At 51.7% G+C, this 20,293-nt stretch carries 16 protein-coding genes; 8 read left to right on the top strand and 8 right to left on the bottom strand.

Annotation, left to right across the window (positions count from 1 at the left end):
• The first annotated feature begins 181 nt into the window (after nt 1–181).
• Both guaB and D5085_18160 read left to right on the top strand, forming a co-directional pair.
• A complete protein-coding gene (gene guaB / locus D5085_18165; GenBank protein ID QEP44888.1) occupies nt 182–1,642 on the top strand; it encodes an IMP dehydrogenase in 1,461 nt (486 codons plus the stop codon).
• A 3-nt stretch (nt 1,643–1,645) separates the two neighbouring features.
• Entirely contained in the window at nt 1,646–3,769 is a 2,124-nt protein-coding gene (locus D5085_18160; protein ID QEP44887.1) for a VWA domain-containing protein, read from the top strand.
• Nucleotides 3,770–4,032: 263 nt separating this feature from the next.
• Here the strand turns inward: D5085_18160 and D5085_18155 are convergent, their stop codons facing one another.
• The 5 genes from D5085_18155 to D5085_18135 form a co-directional block, all read right to left on the bottom strand.
• Nucleotides 4,033–4,311 carry a hypothetical protein gene (locus tag D5085_18155; GenBank protein QEP44886.1) on the bottom strand — a complete coding sequence of 93 codons (279 nt, stop codon included), beginning with the start codon at nt 4,309–4,311 and terminating at the stop codon, nt 4,033–4,035.
• Between the two features lie 263 nt (nt 4,312–4,574).
• Nucleotides 4,575–5,552 carry a phosphate ABC transporter substrate-binding protein PstS family protein gene (pstS, locus tag D5085_18150; protein ID QEP44885.1) on the bottom strand — a complete coding sequence of 326 codons (978 nt, stop codon included), beginning with the start codon at nt 5,550–5,552 and terminating at the stop codon, nt 4,575–4,577.
• Between the two features lie 97 nt (nt 5,553–5,649).
• The gene (locus tag D5085_18145) at nt 5,650–6,327 is read right to left on the bottom strand and encodes a diguanylate cyclase (GenBank protein QEP44884.1); all 678 of its coding nucleotides are present in this window, start codon (nt 6,325–6,327) and stop codon (nt 5,650–5,652) included.
• Between the two features lie 22 nt (nt 6,328–6,349).
• Nucleotides 6,350–7,069 (bottom strand): hypothetical protein, encoded by a 720-nt coding sequence (locus D5085_18140; GenBank protein QEP44883.1) that lies wholly within the window; start codon nt 7,067–7,069, stop codon nt 6,350–6,352.
• A gap of 38 nt (nt 7,070–7,107) precedes the next feature.
• Nucleotides 7,108–7,824: an extracellular solute-binding protein gene (locus D5085_18135; GenBank protein ID QEP44882.1), complete on the bottom strand. Its 717-nt coding sequence runs from the start codon at nt 7,822–7,824 to the stop codon at nt 7,108–7,110.
• Nucleotides 7,825–8,013: 189 nt separating this feature from the next.
• On the opposite strand from D5085_18135, the gene D5085_18130 reads away from it, so the two are divergent.
• The 6 genes from D5085_18130 to phoB all read left to right on the top strand — a co-directional run bounded on the left by D5085_18130 (nt 8,014) and on the right by phoB (nt 15,113).
• The gene (locus D5085_18130; GenBank protein ID QEP44881.1) at nt 8,014–10,236 is read left to right on the top strand and encodes an ABC transporter permease subunit; all 2,223 of its coding nucleotides are present in this window, start codon (nt 8,014–8,016) and stop codon (nt 10,234–10,236) included.
• 17 nt (nt 10,237–10,253) lie between these two features.
• Nucleotides 10,254–11,903: a phosphate ABC transporter permease PstA gene (gene pstA / locus D5085_18125; protein QEP44880.1), complete on the top strand. Its 1,650-nt coding sequence runs from the start codon at nt 10,254–10,256 to the stop codon at nt 11,901–11,903.
• A 55-nt stretch (nt 11,904–11,958) separates the two neighbouring features.
• Nucleotides 11,959–12,795, top strand: a complete 837-nt coding sequence (locus D5085_18120; protein QEP44879.1) for a phosphate ABC transporter ATP-binding protein — start codon at nt 11,959–11,961, stop codon at nt 12,793–12,795.
• A 45-nt stretch (nt 12,796–12,840) separates the two neighbouring features.
• Nucleotides 12,841–13,527 (top strand): phosphate transport system regulatory protein PhoU, encoded by a 687-nt coding sequence (phoU, locus tag D5085_18115; GenBank protein QEP44878.1) that lies wholly within the window; start codon nt 12,841–12,843, stop codon nt 13,525–13,527.
• A 42-nt stretch (nt 13,528–13,569) separates the two neighbouring features.
• On the top strand, nt 13,570–14,283 hold the full coding sequence (phoU, locus tag D5085_18110) for a phosphate transport system regulatory protein PhoU (protein ID QEP44877.1): 714 nt from the start codon (nt 13,570–13,572) through the stop codon (nt 14,281–14,283).
• Between the two features lie 131 nt (nt 14,284–14,414).
• The gene (phoB, locus tag D5085_18105) at nt 14,415–15,113 is read left to right on the top strand and encodes a phosphate regulon transcriptional regulatory protein PhoB (GenBank protein QEP44876.1); all 699 of its coding nucleotides are present in this window, start codon (nt 14,415–14,417) and stop codon (nt 15,111–15,113) included.
• Between the two features lie 5 nt (nt 15,114–15,118).
• Here the strand turns inward: phoB and D5085_18100 are convergent, their stop codons facing one another.
• Genes D5085_18100 through D5085_18090 form a run of 3 tightly spaced genes read right to left on the bottom strand, consistent with a single transcriptional unit; the run spans nt 15,119 to nt 20,290 of the window.
• Nucleotides 15,119–16,309, bottom strand: coding sequence for a hypothetical protein (locus D5085_18100; GenBank protein ID QEP44875.1), 1,191 nt, complete (start codon nt 16,307–16,309; stop codon nt 15,119–15,121).
• Complete coding sequence (locus D5085_18095; GenBank protein QEP44874.1) at nt 16,306–19,671, bottom strand: ATP-dependent exonuclease SbcCD, C subunit-like protein; 3,366 nt, start codon at nt 19,669–19,671, stop codon at nt 16,306–16,308. Before D5085_18095 ends, D5085_18100 begins: the two co-directional genes overlap by 4 nt.
• A complete protein-coding gene (locus D5085_18090; GenBank protein ID QEP44873.1) occupies nt 19,664–20,290 on the bottom strand; it encodes a DUF4194 domain-containing protein in 627 nt (208 codons plus the stop codon). Before D5085_18090 ends, D5085_18095 begins: the two co-directional genes overlap by 8 nt.
• Nucleotides 20,291–20,293: the final 3 nt, after the last annotated feature.

The raw sequence follows: 20,293 nt of genomic DNA, 5'->3' as shown, positions 1-20,293 counted from the left end.
GATTTTGGCGGTCAATGATGGCTAGTTGAGCTTCCGGCGGGTCAAACCCTATGTTGGAAGCGCTATATTTGGTTGAAACCGATTATAGCTTAGCCAGTTTACCACTGGGGCGTCAAACCCTATAATGGTTAAAGTGACAACAGAGTTTTCAAACCCCCAACCAATTGAAGGCGATAAATCTATGCGTATAGCCCAGGAAGCCCTGACTTTTGATGATGTGCTGTTAATTCCGGCCGAATCAAATCTCTTGCCGAAGGATGTTTCGTTAAAAACTCGTTTAACGCGGGAGATTGAGCTCAACATCCCGCTAGTCTCGGCAGCGATGGATACGGTGACTGAGTCGCGATTAGCCATCACTATGGCACAGGAGGGCGGCATCGGTATTGTGCACAAAAATATGACCATTGAGCGGCAGGCTGAAGAGGTGCGCCGAGTTAAGAAGTTTGAGAGTGGTATTATTCAGGATCCGATTACCGTCTCGCCCCGTGCCTCAATTCGTGAAGTGATTGAGCTCACTCAGCGGGTCGGGATATCGGGGGTGCCGGTGGTCGATGGTAGCGATTTGGTGGGGATTGTAACTAACCGCGATCTCCGTTTTGAGACCCGCTTCGATGCCCCCGTTTCGACGATTATGACGGCAAAAGAGAAGTTGATTACGGTGCTTGAGGGGGCTGAGCGGGAGGAGATCCTGCACAAATTGCATGAGTACCGCATCGAAAAGATCTTGGTGGTCGATCATCAGTTCCATCTGTGCGGCCTGATTACTGTTAAGGATATTCAGAAGGCGACCGATAAGCCGTTTGCTTGTAAAGATAGCTCTGGGCGGCTGCGAGTCGGTGCTGCGCTCGGGGTCGGGGAGGGGACTGACGAACGGGTAGCGGCGTTAGTGGCTGCGGGTGTCGATGTGGTGGTGGTCGATACGGCTCATGGCCACTCTCGTGGGGTGTTGGAGAGGGTTCGCTGGATTAAACAGCACTACCCTGAGTTGCAGGTGATCGGGGGGAATATTGCCACCGGGGCGGCGGCGCTGGCGCTCAAAGAGGCGGGGGCCGATGCGGTGAAGGTCGGTATCGGTCCGGGATCTATCTGTACGACTCGTATCGTCGCCGGTGTTGGTGTGCCGCAGATTACGGCTATCGATAACGCTGTCATCGCGCTAGCTGGAAGCGATATTCCGGTCATTGCCGATGGCGGTATTCGCTACTCGGGAGATATTGCTAAGGCGATCGTTGCCGGTGCCGATTCGGTGATGATGGGGAGTATGTTTGCCGGTACGGAGGAGGCACCGGGTGAGGTGGAGCTCTACCAAGGGCGCTCCTATAAGGCGTATCGTGGTATGGGGTCACTCGGGGCGATGTCGTCGCAGCAGGGCTCCTCAGATCGCTACTTTCAGGAGGGGAGTAAGGCCGATAAGCTGGTGCCCGAAGGGATTGAGGGGCGCGTCCCCTACAAAGGGTCGCTGCAGCCGCTGATTCACCAATTGATGGGGGGGTTGCGTTCGAGTATGGGTTATACCGGTTGCGCCTCTATTGATGAGATGCGCACGATGCCCGAATTTGTACGGGTGACTAACGCCGGTATGACCGAGAGTCATGTGCACGATGTGCAGATTACCAAAGAGGCACCGAACTACCGTCTATAACCGATGCAAAAGTCGCCGTTAGGTTACCAAGCGCTGGTTAGCCACCTTGATGAGCTGCTGGAGGTCGAGTTTACCTTCCTCCATAGCCAGGTGTTGGCAGATCGTATTGTTAAGCTGAATCGTAGTGAGCAGGAGTTTATTCTCAACTGGCTAGGGCGGATCACCTCAACCCACATTCAGATAGGGTATGAGCTGATTCTGAACGCCCTAACCCACACTGAGGGCGAGGGGAGGGGTATCGATCGCGAGCTCATTGAGTCGTGGGCGCTGCATGTGATGGATACCTATGATGTGTCGGGTCTCCATCCGGCGATGGCGCAAATTCGCGATATTGAGATCTTTTTTCAAAGTCAACGAGAGCGCAGTTTCGGTGCCCCGCTCGATCGGCACGAGCGGGTGCTGCGCCATGTTCTACACGGTCTCTCTGGACGGGAACTCGATATTAAACGCTCAGAGGAGCCGTTTAGCTATACCGATACCGAGGTGATCTATCTGCCGGCGATGGTGGCCGAGCGCGATACCCCAGAGGAGAACTTTCTGCTCTATAAAGCGCTCATGGTCTATCAGTGGGCGCAGGCCCGTTTTGGGACTTTTCGCTATCCATTGCAGCGCTATGCCGAGGCCTCTGGCTACCCTGAGCGCTATCTACAGCTCTTTGCGGCGCTAGATCGCTGGCGTCTGGAGGGTTACATCGCTAGAGAGCTACCGGGGCTCTACCGCTCCATGCAGAGCCTAAGTGACGATGTTAGTCAACTCAGTGCCGAGTGGCGGCAGTTACGCCAGCAGCTACTACAGGCGCGAGAGGTCGAGTCGGTCATCTCGTTAGTCGAACAGCAGCTACACCGGCTCGAACCCCTCGCCCCCTGCTGCTATCAGCCGCAGCTCCATCTCGATGCGGTGCTACGGGTGCAGCTAGAGCGACAGCCGAAGGAGAAGGCGCGGTTTAAGGTCGGTATGGATGAGCTAGTTAAGGAGCTGCGTCCTGAGACGATTGAGCTACCCGCGATCGAACAGAAGATAGAGGAGCAGTCGGAGCATCCTGATGGCTTTGAGATCGAGATTACCTTCGATGGCAGCGTGATTAAACTGCCACAGAGGCAGCGGCAGCTACTGCGATCGATTGTTCAAGATTTTGGTGAACTCCCTCCCGACTACCTTCAACCGGCTGGGGCGGGGGATTACGATCCGAAGTGGCTCTTTCCCGATAGCGAAGCCGATAGCGACGCGGTTTGGCACGGTACCTACCATCTGGAGGGGGCCTCTCTCTACGATGAGTGGGATCACGGTCGGCAGCACTATCGTAAAAACTGGTGCGCGGTGCGGGAGAAGGAGGTGACTCCGGTTGACGATGAGTTTATCTATTTAACTCGGCAAAAATACTCGCCATTAATGAAACATTTGCGTAAAACTTTTGAGGCAATGCGTGATGAAGATAGAGTTTTACGCAAGCAGGAGAGTGGCGATGGTATCGATTTTGAGGCCTTAGTCGAGGCGCTAGCTGATCGAGCGCGGGGGGAGGAGATGAGCGATCGGCTCTTTACCCGTATGCACCGGGCAGATCGCAATATTGCGGTGGTCTTTATGGTCGATATGAGCGGTTCGACTAAGGGGTGGATTAACGATGCCGAACGCGAATCGCTGCTGCTGCTGTGTGAAGCGTTAGAGAGCCTCAATGATCGCTACGCTATCTACGGCTTCTCCGGTATGACTCGCCTGCGGTGTGAAATCTATACGATTAAACGGTTTGAGGAGCCCTTTAGCCGTGAGATAGAGGGGCGAATTAGCGCCATTCGCCCGCAGGACTATACCCGTATGGGCTTTGCAATCCGCCATTTAACGCAGCAGCTACTTGAGGTTGAAGCGAAAACGCGCCTTTTAATTACCCTCTCCGATGGTAAACCCGATGACTATAACGACTATCGCGGTGAGTATGGTATTGAAGATACCCGCCGAGCGCTAATTGAGGCGCGGCGCAACGGTATTCACCCCTACTGCATTACTATCGATCAAGATGCGCGGGACTATCTGCCCCACCTCTATGGGCCAGCCGCCTATACGGTGGTGAGTCGTGTCGAGCAGCTACCGTATAAGATCTCTGATATCTATCGGCGCTTAACTCTCGCTTAGGCAGAGAGTTTATCCGCTATCGCCCGTCAATAGCGGGTACTGCCCCCTTTTGCCGATCAGCTAAGATTGTGCGCATCGTTACCCTAATCGGCCTTGTTCATCTCAGAGAGAGGGCGAGGGAATCATGCCTCATGAGCCGTGGATTACCGGAAAAAAGGGTCGTTTAAAAAGAGGGGCATAATAGAAACTGCAAGGGTGACGGAACGATGAACAAGATCCCCTAATCGAACAGCGTGCCGCACTGACTGTCCGGCGGTTACGATCTACTCCTCTGTCTGATCTAGTGTGACCGCCGCAGTTAGCGCAGGGCGTTTAATATACCAAATCTGATCTAGGCCGCCTTGGTTATGGCTGACATGCAGCACCTCTACCGGAGAGCGAGCCATGGTTTCGGTCCAGCGTTGATAGGAGTAAACCTTGCCATCCGGTAGGGCGCAAGCGGCCTGCTCCAGACTAGGGCAGCTAATCACAGCCACATCAACCTCTGCTAGGTTAGCATCGCTCATTAGGGCAGCTAAGACAATTGCGGGCATAGTATTCATAAAAAATATCTCCTAACTAATTGAAAGTTAATCTTATACTTATATGTATAAGAAAATAATAATATACTTATATAGGTTGGGAGACGCTTAATCAAGCCGCTTTTTTATTAACTCAGCTTATCTTGATATAGATCACTTTTGGGTTTGCGTAGGGGAGGGGGAGGGGAGGAGATAAAAGAGTCGGCGGCTAGTCTAAAGTGGTGAACTATACCGCCGGTCTCTAGCTCTCCCTCGTGAGGCAAGGGAGATGAGAGCGTCGCCGTCTAGTTGGTTAGCTTCTCAAGTTGCTTATTAACAACAGTGGCAGGTAGTGGGATATAACCATCCTTGAGGACGACCATTTGACCGATCTTAGAGAGCACCATCTTAAAAAATTCGCGCTCTAGTGGCCCCATCGGCTTGCTAGGATGCTTGTTGGCATAGACATAGAGGAAACGGCTTAAAGGATACTCACCAGAGATGGCGTTTTCTGGTTCAGCGCTAACAAAGGCACCCCCCTCTTTTTTAGCTAGAGGCACAGCACGGACACCGGAGGTTTTGTAACCGATACCGGAGTAGCCGACACCGTTAATTGAGCTAGAGACCGACTGCACCACTGACGCCGATCCTGGCTGCTCGTTAACGCTATTTTTAAAGTCGCCCTTACAGAGTCCGACACTTTTAAAGTAACCATAAGTCCCCGAGACTGAGTTACGACCGTAGAGCTGAATAATCTGTCCCCCTAGAGCACCGCCGATACCGACATCGCTCCATTTGGTGATATCCTTAGCCCCACCACACTTGCGGTTAGCGGAGAAGATAGCATCGACCTGAGGGATACTTAACCCCTTAACCGGGTTATCTTTGTGGACATAGACCGCTAGCGCATCAATAGCGACCGGGACTGCGGTCGGTTTGTAGCCATGTTTGCGCTCAAAGGCCTCAATCTCATTATCCTTCATCTTGCGGCTCATTGGACCAAGATTTGAAGTCCCTTCGGTCAGTGCCGGAGGGGCTGTGGAGGAGCCAGCTGCCTGAATTTGAATGTTAACATTCGGGTATTGGCGCTTAAACTCCTCTGCCCACAGTGTCATGAGGTTAGCTAGGGTATCTGAACCGATACTAGAGAGGTTACCAGAGACACCCCCGGTGCGCTGATAGTCGGGAAGTCCGGCATCGAGTTCAATGGCATGGCCGGAAAGAGGGATTAGCATCGAAGATGCCACGAGTGAGGTAGCAGTCAAAATAGATTGCCAACGCATAAAGTTCTCCTTTAGTCAGAGTTGTGAAAACAGCGGTGATCTTGACGCTAAATTGTGACTAATTAATGAATCAAGGGTTAATTTTTAGTGAAGACGGTTAACTCGCTGCCGCTTTTGGCCGATAGAGAACGGCCCGATTTCGCCCCTCTGCCTTCGCGCTGTAGAGGGCTATATCTGCTCGTTCAAGGAGTGAATCGATGGAGTTATCACTGCTTTGGTGAGCTGAGACGCCGATACTTACTGTCATCCGCCGGTTAAAACAGCTAAACGCCGTTGCTGCAACCGTTTGACAGAGCCGTTGTGCTAGTTGTTGTGCCGCTTCTGCTGCGGTGTTAGGGCATAAAATGAGAAATTCCTCTCCCCTCCAACGGTCGATAGCGTCACTCTCTCTGATGGCCTCTTTTAGGCGGTTAGCTAGCTCGATGAGTACTTTGTCTCCCATCTGATGGCCATGGTGGTCGTTGACCTGTTTAAAGTGATCGGCATCGGCGATAAAGAGTGAAAAGGGGGTCTGGTAGCGCTGGGCTAGATGGAGCTGCTGCGCTAGTAGCTCCTCCATTTTAACGCGGTTATAGCACTGTGTGAGACGATCTGTGATCGATAGCTGCTGTAGTTGGCGGTTCTTCTGCTCTAGCTCTTCAGTGCGCTCGCGTACCTTCTCTTCTAAATAGTTATTGGTCGCCTTTAATGCCTCGTAGGAGAGCTGTAAATTGCTGCTCATGGTGTTAAATGTACGAGCTAGCAGAGCAATTTCATCGTTCCCTTTGGCCGACACCGTGGTCAGTACAAACTCCCCTTTAGCTAACTTGGCGGCATGGTCGGTGAGCCGCTTTAAAGGGGCGAACTATCGTTAGCAGGCTAATGGTAAACATCGCCGCAACGGTGACGATAAAGAAGATCACCACCTCAAGCAGACGAGAGCGGAGCATCCGTTGTCGAGTTTCAGCAAAGAGTCGCTCACTTTGGTCAATAAAATCGGCAATGCTCTGCTCGCCTTGGCGCTCTATCTCTTTTAGTGTTTTGGTCTGATAGAAGAGGTGGACGCTACCTAGATACTCTCCATCAATGATTTCGCGACTCAACTCTTGAGTCTCATCGGGGGGGATAAAGGGGTGCTGTAGTGGCTGTAGCGTACCCTCTGGAGTTATCGTAAAGCTTTCAAATAGTGCCTTATTCCAGTCGTGTATCTCTACCGCGACTAACTCGTCACTCGATAGCAGCAGTTCAATAACCGTTTTAATCATCACTCGGTTAATAAGTGCGACCGAATCGGTAGCAAATTGGTGCGAGACGGCTTTAAGGCAGTGGTGTTGTAGGAGGAGGGCCTTATAGTTCTCAATACAGTCTCTAAACTGCCCGACAAACTGCTGCTTTGCTATCGGGCTGTCGGGTAGATTGATGGCGCTAATATGGTTAAGTAGGGGGGCCTTGACCGTCTCAACCATAATCGCTAACCGCTGCTGTAGCCGCTGCTCTAGCTGCTCTTTAGCCTCGACAAGTTGCTGCGCTATCTGCATCTTTTGAGTCTCGATTTTGGTGAGTGTCTGCTGCTGTATCAGCTGTTGAGCACCTCCACCGGCGTGAGGGTGCCGATCCAGTCTCGTGCCATCGCTAGTGCTGTCTCAGTGGCGCGATTGTTAACGGTAATGTTACCGCTAGCATCGATGAAGGTGCCGCCATGATGGGAGTCGATCCACTCTAGCGCATTACAGGTTAACCCCTCATACCCTTTGCCTTGCCACACATACCCCATTAGATCGGGATTATTCTCTTTAGCCATAATCGCTAGGGCGATATCTTTTAGCTCCCCCCAAGTCTTTGGGGGGGCAAAGCCATATTTTTGCAGCAGATCTTTGCGGTAGTAGAGCACTCCGGCGTCGGTGAAGAGCGGCATGGCGATGAGACGGCCGTCTGCTGTGGTTAAGTTATCGATAATGGGTTTGAAGTGGCTATCGAGTTGGGATTGGGGGATAATTTTTTTAAAATCAATGAGATGGCTCTCTAATGCTCCCGGCCAGACGGTATCTATCAGCATAATGTCGAACTCATCACTTCGGGTACTTAACACCTGACGGTAGAGTCCGAGTAGGTTATCGGCTAGTCGTCCGGACTGATACGGCACTAAGGTGTGACCATGCGCCGTAGCCCACGCGATTGAGGCGTCAAAAAAGGGCTCACACCCTGCCGAGGTACAGCTAAATTTGATATCCGTTGCCGTTGCTGTCGTGAGGTAGCAGCTTGCGAGCAGGAGTATTTTAACGAGATTTGACATAGAACTATCCTTGAACCGAAGGCAAAGTGCAGTATAACGGAAGGTGATAACAGGATCGATAGTGGCCGTTTGATAAAATCGGCTGGCTCGCTGCTGCTGTCACTAAAACTTAATATTTTCATCATTAACTATTAACGCCTGCCCTTTATTCTCGCCGCAGTTAATTAACCCGATTCTAAATGAGGCACTATGATTCAGCTTGTAGCAGACTCCCGTCAAAAGTGGCGGACGCAAAAGGATAAACTCGCCCGGCTCGGAATTACGCTGGGGGGGGTTGGGGTGATCGCGGCGATTGTGACCATCTTCTTCTACCTCGCTTGGGTGGTGTTGCCGATGTTCGAGAGCCCCGATAGCACCAAAGTAGCCACCTATGCGCTAGAGAATAGCGGTCAGGTCGAATTCATGCTGGTCGATGAGCAGAGTGAATACGCCATTGTCGCTAATAACCGCGCCGAAATTATCTATTTCGATGTGCGCACTGGGGTAGAGATTAAGCGCTACGACTTCTCCTCCTACGGCAACATGACCACCCTTGCGGTCGATAATTACGAAGATGGGGTGCTGGCGCTGGGGTATGACGATGGGTCGGCGCTGGTCGTTCGGGCCGGTTTTAGGGTGACCTATCCAGATCGCCGAGTGGTTAAGCCGTTAGTGGAGTTTCCTTACGGTGAGAAGCCGCTACAGGTGAGCGATTCAACTCTCCGTCGGCTAGCGATGCGCAATAGTGATGAGAAGCTGACTTTGGCAGCCCTAAGCGGCAGTCGCGGTATTGAGCTGATTCAAATTCAGAAGGAGGTCTCCTTCCTAGATGAGGATGATGTGACGCTCACCCGCAGCAGCAGCGTGATCGATACGGAGCTTACGCCAGAGTTTATTATGCTCGATCCGGAGCAGCGCCACCTCTTTTTAGCTGATAGAGAGGGTAACTATCAGCAGTTTCTAGTCACCAATGTCGAAGCTATTTCTAAAATAGAGGAGAGACGGCTGCTTGAGAGTGGCGAGATTAACAGCATTAAATTTCTGATTGGCGGAGTATCGTTACTCTTCGGTGATGCGACCGGCGTTCTATCCCAATGGTTTAATGTGCGCGATGAGCAGGGCGCATTGACCCTGAAACGGATTCGCGATTTAGGTGAGGCTAGCAGCACCGGCGGCGAAGTGACCACCATTGCTACCGAACTGCGCCGTAAAGGGGTGTTGACGGGGGACAGTTTAGGCAATGTCACCATCTACCACACCACTGCCGAGCGGGAGCTGTTGAAGGTGCCGGTAAGCGATGATCCGATTGTAGCGCTGGCCAGCTCACCCCGTTCCGATAGCTTTTTAGCGCTCGATAGTGGGAACCAGTTCCACTTCTATGAGGTGCACAACGAGCACCCTGAAGTGTCGGTGAACTCCCTCTGGAGTTCTGTCCACTACGAAGGTTACCCACAAGAGGAGTTTATCTGGCAATCCTCTGCCGCTAATAACGATTTTGAGCCTAAATATAGCTTGGTTCCGCTCGCTTTTGGTACTTTGAAGGCGGCCTTCTATGCGATGCTGGTGGCGGTGCCGCTGGCGATTTTGGGGGCTATCTATACCGCCTACTTTATGACTCCCAAGATGCGGCAGATGGTTAAGCCGACGATTGAGATTATGGAGGCGCTGCCTACGGTTATTATCGGTTTTCTAGCCGGTTTGTGGCTAGCGCCGTCAATAGAGGTCAATCTGCCCGGTATGTTCGCCATGCTGCTCATTGTCCCGCTGTCGATATTTGCTGCTAGTTATGGTTGGTGGCGTCTGCCTAAAGATATAAAGAGCCGCGTGCCCGATGGCTGGGAGGCGGCGATGCTGGTGCCGGTAGTCTTTATTGCCATCTGGTTGAGTCTGGCGATTAGCCCGCTATTAGAGAGCCTCTTCTTCGGCGGTGACATGCGTGGTTGGCTAGGGGAGATTGGGGTCGATTTTGACCAACGAAACTCAATTATTATCGGCCTAGCGATGGGGTTCGCGGTTATTCCAACCATCTTCTCGATTACCGAGGATGCGGTATTTAGTGTACCAAAGCACCTCACCTTCGGCTCGCTAGCCTTGGGGGCGACACCATGGCAGACCCTCTCAAGAGTGGTCATTTTGACCGCGAGTCCGGGTATCTTCTCAGCGGTGATGATCGGTCTCGGTCGTGCCGTGGGGGAGACGATGATCGTGCTAATGGCTACCGGTAATACCCCGATTATGGATTTTAATATCTTTGAAGGGATGAGAACCCTAGCAGCTAACATTGCCGTAGAGATGCCGGAGTCGGAGGTGGACTCAACCCACTACCGGATTCTGTTTCTCACTGCACTGGTACTGCTCATCTTTACCTTCTTCTTTAATACGCTGGCTGAAATTGTCAGACACCGTTTGCGTAAAAAATATAGCTCAATGTAACTGACAGGAATTGAATCATGAAAGATTGGTATAAAAGTGGTTCTCCATGGATATGGCTTAACGCTGGTGCGGTGAGTATCAGTGTGGTCATGGTGGTTTCGCTGCTGATTCTGATTACAGTGCGTGGCATGGGCCACTTCTGGCCTAAAGAGGTATTGGAGTATCAGTACCCAAACGCACAGGGTACCTCCATCCGGCTGATTGGTGAGACTCACGACTCCGAAACGGTGCCGATGCGTCAAATTACCATCAATGCCGAAGATCCAGATCAGATGGTAGAGCGCCGCCTGATTAAGATCGGTAACCGCGAAGCCAACGGGCTCGATTTTCGCTGGATTGTGGTCGATGAGGTCGAATCGGTGAAGAAACCGGAGAGCCTCATGGTGCTAGAGCGGCATGAGTGGGGTAACTTCTACGGCTTTTTAGAGTCGATAGAGGAGCAGGGAGAGACGATCACCCCCGCCGGTGGCAATCTTTGGGGAGAGCTACAGACTCGTCTGGAGAGAGTGACCCTGTTGCATGAGCAGATTAAGGTGATTGAGCGCGATGACATCGGTGCCATAAACTATCAACTCGAAGAGCTGCGCTTAGCTGAGCGGCGACTGGAGCTAGATAAAGAGCCGAAAGGATCGCAAGCCTACCAAAAGATTGCGGCGGAGCGAGTTAAGCTAGATGAAGCGTATAAAGTCCTGCAGCAGCAGCTCAATGAGCTCTACCGCGAGAGCGAACGCGATAGTCTAACGGCAACGATTATGGATGGCACCACTGTGACGCTATCCCTCGCTAAAATTGTTCGCGCCTATATGCCCAATAGTATGACCTTTGGGGATAAAGTGGGCTTCTATTTTGCCAAACTAGGTGAGTTTATCTTTGGCGAGCCAAGAGAGGCTAATACCGAAGGGGGGATCTTCCCCGCTATTTTTGGTACGGTACTGATGGTACTTCTGATGGCGGTAATCGTGACACCCTTTGGCGTGGTGGCGGCGGTCTATCTGCGTGAATATGCGACCCAAGGGCCACTCACCCGTCTGATTCGAATTGCGGTAAATAACCTAGCGGGGGTACCGTCGATCGTTTACGGGGTGTTTGGTCTAGGCTTCTTTGTCTATTTCCTCGGCGGCAGTATTGATGCTCTGTTCTATCCAGAGGCGTTACCGTCGCCCACTTTTGGGACACCAGGGCTGCTCTGGTCATCATTAACGCTGGCAATTTTGACCCTGCCGGTGGTCATTGTATCGACAGAGGAGGGGTTATCCCGTATTCCGCAGCAGATTCGTGAGGGCTCCTTGGCGCTTGGGGCAACGAAAATCGAGACCTTGTGGCGTACCATTATTCCGATGGCAAGTCCTGCGATGATGACAGGCCTGATTTTAGCCGTCGCGCGGGCAGCGGGCGAAGTCGCGCCCTTAATGCTGGTCGGGGTGGTTAAGTTGGCACCAACGCTGCCACTGGATGGTAACTTTCCGTTTTTACACCTAGATCGCAAATTTATGCACCTCGGTTTCCACATTTACGATGTCGGTTTTCAGAGCCCTAATGTGGAAGCGGCAAGACCACTAGTCTATGCCACAGCGCTACTGCTGGTGTTGGTGATTATCTTGCTGAATATCTCTGCGATACATATTCGTAACCACCTGCGTGAGAAGTATCGGGCGCTGGAACATTAATCGCACCGCTAACCCTCGTTATTAATTTATAGTTTAAGGCACAGAAGAGACCCTTATGAGTAATACAACCCCTACCCATGCTGTAGATATCTCCAGTTCAATTGACACGAATGCGAAGAGTAGATCGCTAGAGGAGGAGACTATCTGTCTTGAAGTTGATAATCTTGATCTCTTTTATGGCGAAAAACAGGCGCTAAAAGGGATCAATATGACGATTCCCGATAAGCGAGTCACTGCCTTTATCGGCCCCTCAGGTTGTGGTAAATCGACTCTGTTACGCTGTTTTAACCGTATGAACGATCTTGTCGATGGCTGTCGCGTTACTGGCCAGATTCGGCTAGAGGGGAGCAATATCTTCGCTCCAGGGGTAAATGTGGCCGAGTTAAGGCGCCATGTTGGCATGGTGTTCCAAAAACCGAACCCCTTTCCTAAATCGATCTATGAAAATGTCGCCTATGGTTTAAGATTGCAGGGGCAGAACAAGAAGAGTGATTTGGACGAGATTGTCGAGCGCTCACTCAAGGGGGCTGCACTGTGGGAAGAGGTGAAAAATCGTCTAAACGATAGCGCCTTCGGCCTCTCCGGAGGTCAACAGCAGCGGCTAGTCATCGCCCGTGCAATTGCGATTGAGCCCCAAGTACTACTGCTAGATGAGCCGGCGTCAGCGCTTGATCCCATCTCGACTTTAAAGATTGAAGAGCTCATTTATGAGTTGAAGGATAGATACACGATAGTGATCGTCACCCACAATATGCAGCAAGCGGCTCGGGTCTCTGACTATACCGCATTTATGTATATGGGCGATCTGATTGAGTTTGGGGCTACCGACATGCTGTTCACCAATCCAACCGAAAAGCAGACCGAGGACTATATTACCGGTCGCTACGGTTAGATTTTAACAGCGTATGCCGTGCTGAACTGGAGCGCTCTAATCTCAATGGAGTTCAGACAGCATATTCTGCAAAAATATAATGCGGATATAGAGGAGATACGGACGCTTCTCTCCCGCATGAGTGGGCTGGTGCAGCAGCAGGCATCGCTCTCTTCTGCTATTCTCTCTTCTCAAAATAGCCGTTTTGCAGAGACGGTTACGCGTAATCAGAGTCGGATTCGCCACTGTGCGTTACTGTTAGGCGAGAAATATACCCATATTCTCGCTTGCTATCAGCCAACGGCGCGGGATTTGCGGCTGATTATTGTCATTATTAAATCGACGACTGATTTAGAACGCCTTGGGATCCATCTGGCTAGTATTGCCCGATATTCACTCTCTATGGAGCGGAAACAGGAGCACGATTTAGAGTGCGTAATGCAGTTAAGTCAGCTCTCTGAGAGGGTCAATAACTCTCTGGAGATGGCACTTATCTCGCTAGTGACTGTCGATGCAGCTAAGGCGAGAGAGGTGGTCAACCTAGAGGCGGCAATCGATTGTGAGTATCAATCGATTTTAAAACAGCTAAATGAATGTATAATAGAGCACCCCTCACAGGTGGGGCAGGTTTTAAACACTATGTGGATTTTACGGGCCATGGATCAGGTTAGAGATCACACGCTAAATATTTGTGACTCGATTGTCACCTTGGTGGTAGGTAAGAGCCTAGTGAATAGCGCCATTACAGAGTAGTGGCTAACTGATTTTATATAGCTTGGACTAGAGGAGTCAAAAATGGAACGGGATGATATTAAACATCATATTTCAAATAGATTTAATGTTGAGCTAATGACGATTGTTAATAATGTTAGCTCAATGGGGATCGTGGTTAAAGAGCAGTTACAGCATACCATGCAGGCGCTGTTAGAACACAACCATGAGATTGCGAATCGAGTTATCTCTCGCGATACGGAGATTAATCGGTTGCAGATGATCATAGATAATGAATGCAATCAGACTATTGCTCGTTATCAGCCGACCGCTGTCGATTTACGGGTAATTATTGCCTCAACCCGAATTGTTAATGATTTAGAGCGCATTGGTGATCAGGCGAAACATATCTCGAAAAAGATATTAAATCACTCAGAGTTAAACGCCTCATTGCCAGGTGTTCACCAAGGGTTGATTAACCTCTCTAATGAGGCGCTCTCCGGTCTTGATAGCGCTCTTAATACCTATAAAAGTATGGATACCCAGCAGGCGATTGATGTTGTGCGTCATGATGAGCTGATTGATGAGCACTATAGTGAAGTGGTGACTAAACTGAACCAATTAGCACTCGATGCACCAGAGCATGTCGCCGTCATTATCGATCTAATGTGGGTTGCCTATGCCTTAGAGCGCATTGGTGACCATGCCAGAAATATTGGTGAAGCGGCAATCTATATGGTAGAGGGAAAAGATATTCGCCATGAGAGAGCTAGTGATATTTCGGCCAGTTTAACCTAAGTGTTGGCGCTCTAACCGGTTATGATTAAATTTGCTTTAGGTTTTAATAGAGCCGAGGAGAGTTTTACTCTGTTGAGCAAGTTTTCTCATGGTGTCTTTAGCTTGAAAGAAAGATTTAAGTCTCTGGAATAATGCACAAAGTTATCTTGGTAGTTGACGATGAAAAATCGATTCGTTCAATGCTGCACCAAATCTTGACCCAAGAGGGGTTTATGGTGACTGAGGCTGAGTCAGTCCCCGAGGCAGAGCTTCGCATTGCTGATATTAGACCCGATTTAATTGTACTCGACTGGATGTTACCGGGCACCACGGGAGTACAATTTTTGAAACAGCTACGAAAGAGCGATATTTACTCCGATATTCCGGTGGTGATGCTCACCGCAAAAGTGAGTGAAAATCAGAAAGTTCAAGGGCTTGATACCGGTGCGGACGACTATGTTACCAAACCATTCTCCCCGCGCGAGTTAGTTGCTCGAATTAATACTATTTTGCGTCGTGCCTTTTCGCATGAGAAAGATGGTATTGTCGAAGCTGGAAAAATAAAAATTGATATCGAGGCCTATCAAATTTACTGTGATGGTAATGAGGTAAATTTGGGGCTGCTTGAGTATAAAATGCTACTATTTTTTATTAAGCATAAAGAGCGGGTGTTTAACCGAAATCAGCTACTAAACTACATTTGGGGTCGAAGTGGCTATGTCGAGGAGCGCACTGTCGATGTCCATATTCGCCGTCTTCGACAGGCGCTAGAACCCTATGGATTGTCACACTATATTCGTACCGTTCGTGGTATCGGTTACCGCTTTTCGGTTAACGATAAAAAAGGCTAGAATACCTAATCTTTTAGCGGTAGAGTATTTCGCAGAAAGTCGAACCCAATTCTCTCTTGCTCCAGACGAACTTGCTCTCCCCAATAATTTTGACGCAATTGATCGTAAAGTAGGCTCTCTTCAGAGTTCAACCGCATCAGAGCTCCTGTGTTAGGCTGCCTCTCCACTCCCCACAGTGCTTTATGGGCAAGGAGTGTCTGCTGATCCATCAAAAATGAGGCGACATGAGGCAAGAGCCCGCGCAATTGATTGAGAATGGCAAAGCCGTGAGTATCGAGGTCTCCCCAATAGTAGAGCTCTTTTTCGTGCAGCCACGGTACGGCCGCGAGATTGTCAAAGCCGTATCCTGCACCAAAGATTACCATTGCCATAGAGATATCCGGAAACGCCAAAAAGTTGATCTCATTTTCGGTGATAAACACTTTCGATACCGGCAAAGCGAGTGAGGCGAAGGTGGCCTCTGTTAGGGTGATATCCTGCTCAGCTGCCACTGGCAGTAGTTGGATGTTTGAGTCTAGCAGCCGAAAACGGACTCGCGACGGTTTATCAAGAAAACCGTAGCGACGACAGAAGCCGTTGATGCCCGTGTGGTTCTTATCAATAGAATCCTCTGGCAGCACGAGATCGAGCAGTTCTGCCAGTACACCGCGATGCCCTTCGATCAATTTGGTATGGACACCTGGCAGATCTATCTGACGCAGATAGATCGCCGGACGAGGATGCTTAAGCAACCAAGCGATAATCTCTAGCAGTCGTGGCCACTCCTCGGTCAACGCCAAGGCACGCAGAGGCCGTTTTGCCAGCCAAGGGAGCAATTCGGGGCATCTCTCTTCGGTCAATTCGAGCAGAGATGCAAACTGATCGGCTGCTCGGCGCTTGCCAATCAGATCGAGAGCATCTGCTAGCTGGTCGATCCAGATTGCCGCTGGGATCTCATTGTTACCAAGAACACGGTGGTTGACGCTGCGCCACTCAATTCGATAGAGACCTGCACCGGCGGATAGTTGCGTAATCCAACCCCGCACTTCGGGGAATCGCTCGCTCAGCTCCCGAGAGTTAGGGCCTTTGAGGGTTAGCCGCCGAGGGAAGAGCGGCTCTTTGTCATCCCCGTTGCCGCACGCAGCGGCGAGCAGCCAACCGCGATCCCAAAGCTTTCGCACCTGAGCTTTAAGATCAGCTAGGCTCGTCCAGCTCACTCTTGCGCCCGCTGTTTTTCGGCTCGATACTCCTCAATGCTCAGGTTGCGCAAGACCGAGTTGCGGCCATCCTCATTGTGTACAAACCCGACACCGGCGACAAACGGCTCGATGATATGGATTTTCTGCAACGGCGTGACGATCAGTAGCTGCAAGTTGAGCTGCGCGAATAGCTGTAAACCATATTGGGCCGACTCATCGGAACCGCGTCCGAACGCCTCATCGATGACTACAAAACGGAAAGAGCGCGAGCGTACCGCCCCCCACTCCAGACCAAATTGGTACGCTAGGCTAGCGGCAAGGACGGTGTAGGCGAGCTTCTCCTTCTGTCCGCCCGATTTTCCGCCGGAGTCGGCATAGTGTTCATGCTCGCTGTTGTCTTCACGCCAGCGCTCACTAGCGGCGAATACGAACCAGTTACGCACATCGGTCACCTTGGCCGTCCAGCGCCGATCTAACTCCGAGTACTCATCTCGGCCTCTAAACCGCTCAATAATTCGCTTCACCTGCAAGAACTTTGCCTCCGAATATTGCGTATCCTCCGAGCCGGTGAGCGCACCTTCGGTACAGGTACGCAACTCAGTCTGGAAATCACGGATATCGGCGTCGAGATTTATCTGCGCTTCAATACTGATATAACGACCTAGATTGTAATCGATCTGGGTGAGCGATTCGTTGATTCTTGCGATGCGCTCCTTAATGGTCTCTCGTTCGCGTGCTAGCTGGGATTGAAAATTGGCCACCTCGCGAATGGTGTTCTCGTTTAGGAGCTCCTTAAAACGCCCTTCAAATCGGGGCAAATCATCGGCTTGTAGCTGATCTAGCATTGATCTATATTCAGGGGCAGCCGCTAGATTGGCATCGACCTCGCCACTCTCTAGCGCCCACATCCCTCTATATTCGGTCATGGCCTTAACGATCTTTTCCGAGAGACGCTTGATCTTCGCATCTTCGGTGTCGATCCTAGTTTGCAGCCAGTTACGCATATAGCTCTCACGATTGTCGCAAGATTCGACTGTCAGCATCTGACCACTAAGCACCTCCTCGCGCATCGCTTCCAGTTGCTCAAAGTTCTGCCTAATAGCTTCGGGTGTCGCTGTTAAAAGAGTTTGCTCTTGTTGCTGTAGCTCTTGCGCGATGCTGATTTTTTGCTCGGTTTTCGAGCGTTTATCCTTCCGTTCATCGAGCTGACTCTCGGTCTCTTGTAACGCCTCTTCGAGTGTGGCCAATTGTGAGGCCAGAGTCTTGAGTAGATCCGAGGCCGCTTCTAGCTCATGTTTCTCAGCCTCTAATCTGGCGATGATAACCGCCACGGGTCGCCAGTCAAGATCACGAAAGTCGGTATATTCTCCTAATTTCGAGAGGAGCGAGAGACGCTCTTTGAAGGCCGACTGCTCCTTCTGCAGTGCGCTGATGCGAGTGGCAAGGTCGGCAAGGCAGCCCTCTTGCCGTTTGGCCTCCTTTTCCAATGCCGCGATCTTTTCGGCATTGCTCCAGCCAAGGACATAACAGCGACGATCATCTAGCCGATGGCGATCATCCTTCTCATGCCGCTCCCCGGGCGCTTTGATCTGTCCGGCCTTGGTAATAGCGCGAGTTTGACGACGAAACTGCTCTTGGCTCTCACAGCAGGCCAGATCAAAACGGTGGGCCACCTCCCGTTCGATCCAGTCGTAAAAGGGCGAATCGGGCTTGACTTGCAGCTTACGCACTAGGGAGTCTGGATGGAGTGATGGCAACTCGCCGCGCCCCCCGTCCCGTACACGGAAATAGACCAGCCGCCCCCGTAGGTGGGTCTGGTCAACCCACTGCGCCACCTTAGTGTAGTAGCGATCTGGAACTAGCAGCGACAAGCCGAAGTTGTGGAGCAACCTTTCAATCGCCCCCTCCCACTCCCGTTCCGTCTCGCGTACCTGTAGCAACTCACCGGCAAACGGCATCTCCTCTTCGGCAAGAGCGAGTGCCTGGCAGAGGGTGTGGCGCATGGTAATCTGTTTTTCGTCGATATTGCTGACTCGGGCTTTTAAGCCCGTAATTTCAGAGTGCAACTGAGTGTACTCGTCCTTACCCTGTTTAAAGAGGACACCTGCCTCATTGAGACTATTCTGGATGTGAGCCTCCTCCTCCTCTGTCGTCTCACGCCACTTGGCGATTTCAGAGCATTGCTGTAGAAACTCCTCTTCGGTCGCGGCGGGGTGTTGCCCTAAGGCGCGTACCAGTGTCTCATAGCGCGAGGCTCGCTGCTGCCGACGCTCTAGCTCATGCTGCTGTTTGAGGATCTCCTGACCGATGCTTTCAATACGGTCTCCCCCATTTTCCGCGATGGTACGGTGTAGTTCACGCTCCTGCCCCTGCTGGGTGCGACGCTGCTCCTCTAACCGCTCAATGGCGACTCGGTGGCGATCCCACTCCTCAGTCAGCGAGGTGAGGCGTCTCTCTAGGAGATCGAGTTTCAATGAGGCGAACCAAGGGCGTAGGGCAGCGCGGCAAGCTCGTAGAGTATCTGCCGTTTGGGCAAGTTGTCGATGTCGCTCGCAATCGGCCACCAGTGGTGTCAGCATCTCCACTTGGCGTTTGGCCTTAAGGACTGCCTCGTGAGCGCGGTTGAGACTCTCGAAGTGGCCGATGAGGGCTTCGAGGCGCGGTGTGACATCAAAGGGCTCAAGCATGTGGCTGCGCACGAAGTCGGTCAGATTGCCGACCGACTTGAGCGACACGGTTTGATGGAAGAGCTCTAAGGCCTGTTCGTTATCGATGCCGAAACGGCGGCGGAGCCAAGAGCCGTAGGGCGGAAAGCTATCGAACAGCTCGACACCGTTCGAGCGTAGCTGTTTGCGAAGCCCCACCATCTCGCTGCCGAATCCGGAAAAGTCTGCCGCAATAGAGAGATCGCGTTCACAGGCCGCATACAGGCGAACCGGCTGCGTATTGGCCTCTTTCATCCAGAAGATCTGCGCTAAGGTAACCGTCTTGTGGTAGCCGGCGTTGTAGAAAACGCCGAGGATTACCGAATAGCTATTAAAGTCCCGTAGTGCGACCGGCTTAGCGCTACCCAAGCTCTCCTGCCGTTCTGACTTGTAAATCCCCAGCACATAGGATTTGAGTGAACGCTCACGACTATCGGCCCCGGCCGCCTTATTGTAGGCAACGCGATGACTCGGCACCAGCAGGGTGGTGACGGCGTCAACTAGGGTCGATTTTCCCGAACCTATATCCCCGGTGAGAAGAGCGTTTTTTCCGCCCAGACGCAGCGTCCAGACCCGCCCATCAAAGGTTCCCCAGTTAAAAACCTCAAGTCGTTGCAGCCGAAAACCGGCCAACCGATCATCTGCCATAAGTTCCAATTGAAACGATTTAGCCATCGCTCCCCTCCAGCGTTCCAGCTAGCTGCTGTCGATACTCGGCCAATCGCTGGTCAAAATCGGCGAGCCACTGCGCATCGACAAACGCCTTGATAATGCGCCGCACTTCGATCATCTGCCCCTGCCCACGCAGACGGCGGATAAAGCCGAGCTCGGCAATTTTGTTCAAGCTAGTATCGATCTGATCGATAAGTTTCGCCTCGTTGCTGCCTGCCGGTAGAAAGATCTGGATCAACTCCACCACCTCATCACGGGAGAGAATCAGCCGCGTATCACCGCCGCCCGCGTCGAACTCAGCCAGTTTTTTCCGCAACAGAGCGAGCAGCAGACTGACCGGATAGGAGAGCTGCCGCCGCGTCACTAGGCGCGGCGTGAGAGTCTGGCCCTCCTCATCCGGCCGCGAACGCAAAAAAGCGTAGCCCTCCGCCTCATCGAGCATTAGCTCCAGACCGAGCACGGCGACAAAATCCAGCACGCTCGCTTGCAGCTTCAGCAGCGAGCCCCATAGTCCGGGGTTCTCCTCCCGATAGAGCACGCCTTTCAGTAGCGGCACCACCACAGACGAGAGCTCGTGGTTCGGTCTAGCCGAATAGTTAGGGTCGGCATCAGTAACACTCATCTT

This window comes from Ectothiorhodospiraceae bacterium BW-2, assembly GCA_008375315.1.
In the GTDB taxonomy this organism is placed as follows: Bacteria; Pseudomonadota; Gammaproteobacteria; order Thiohalomonadales; family Thiohalomonadaceae; genus BW-2.
This window is presented reverse-complemented; position numbering and strand designations above follow the sequence as displayed.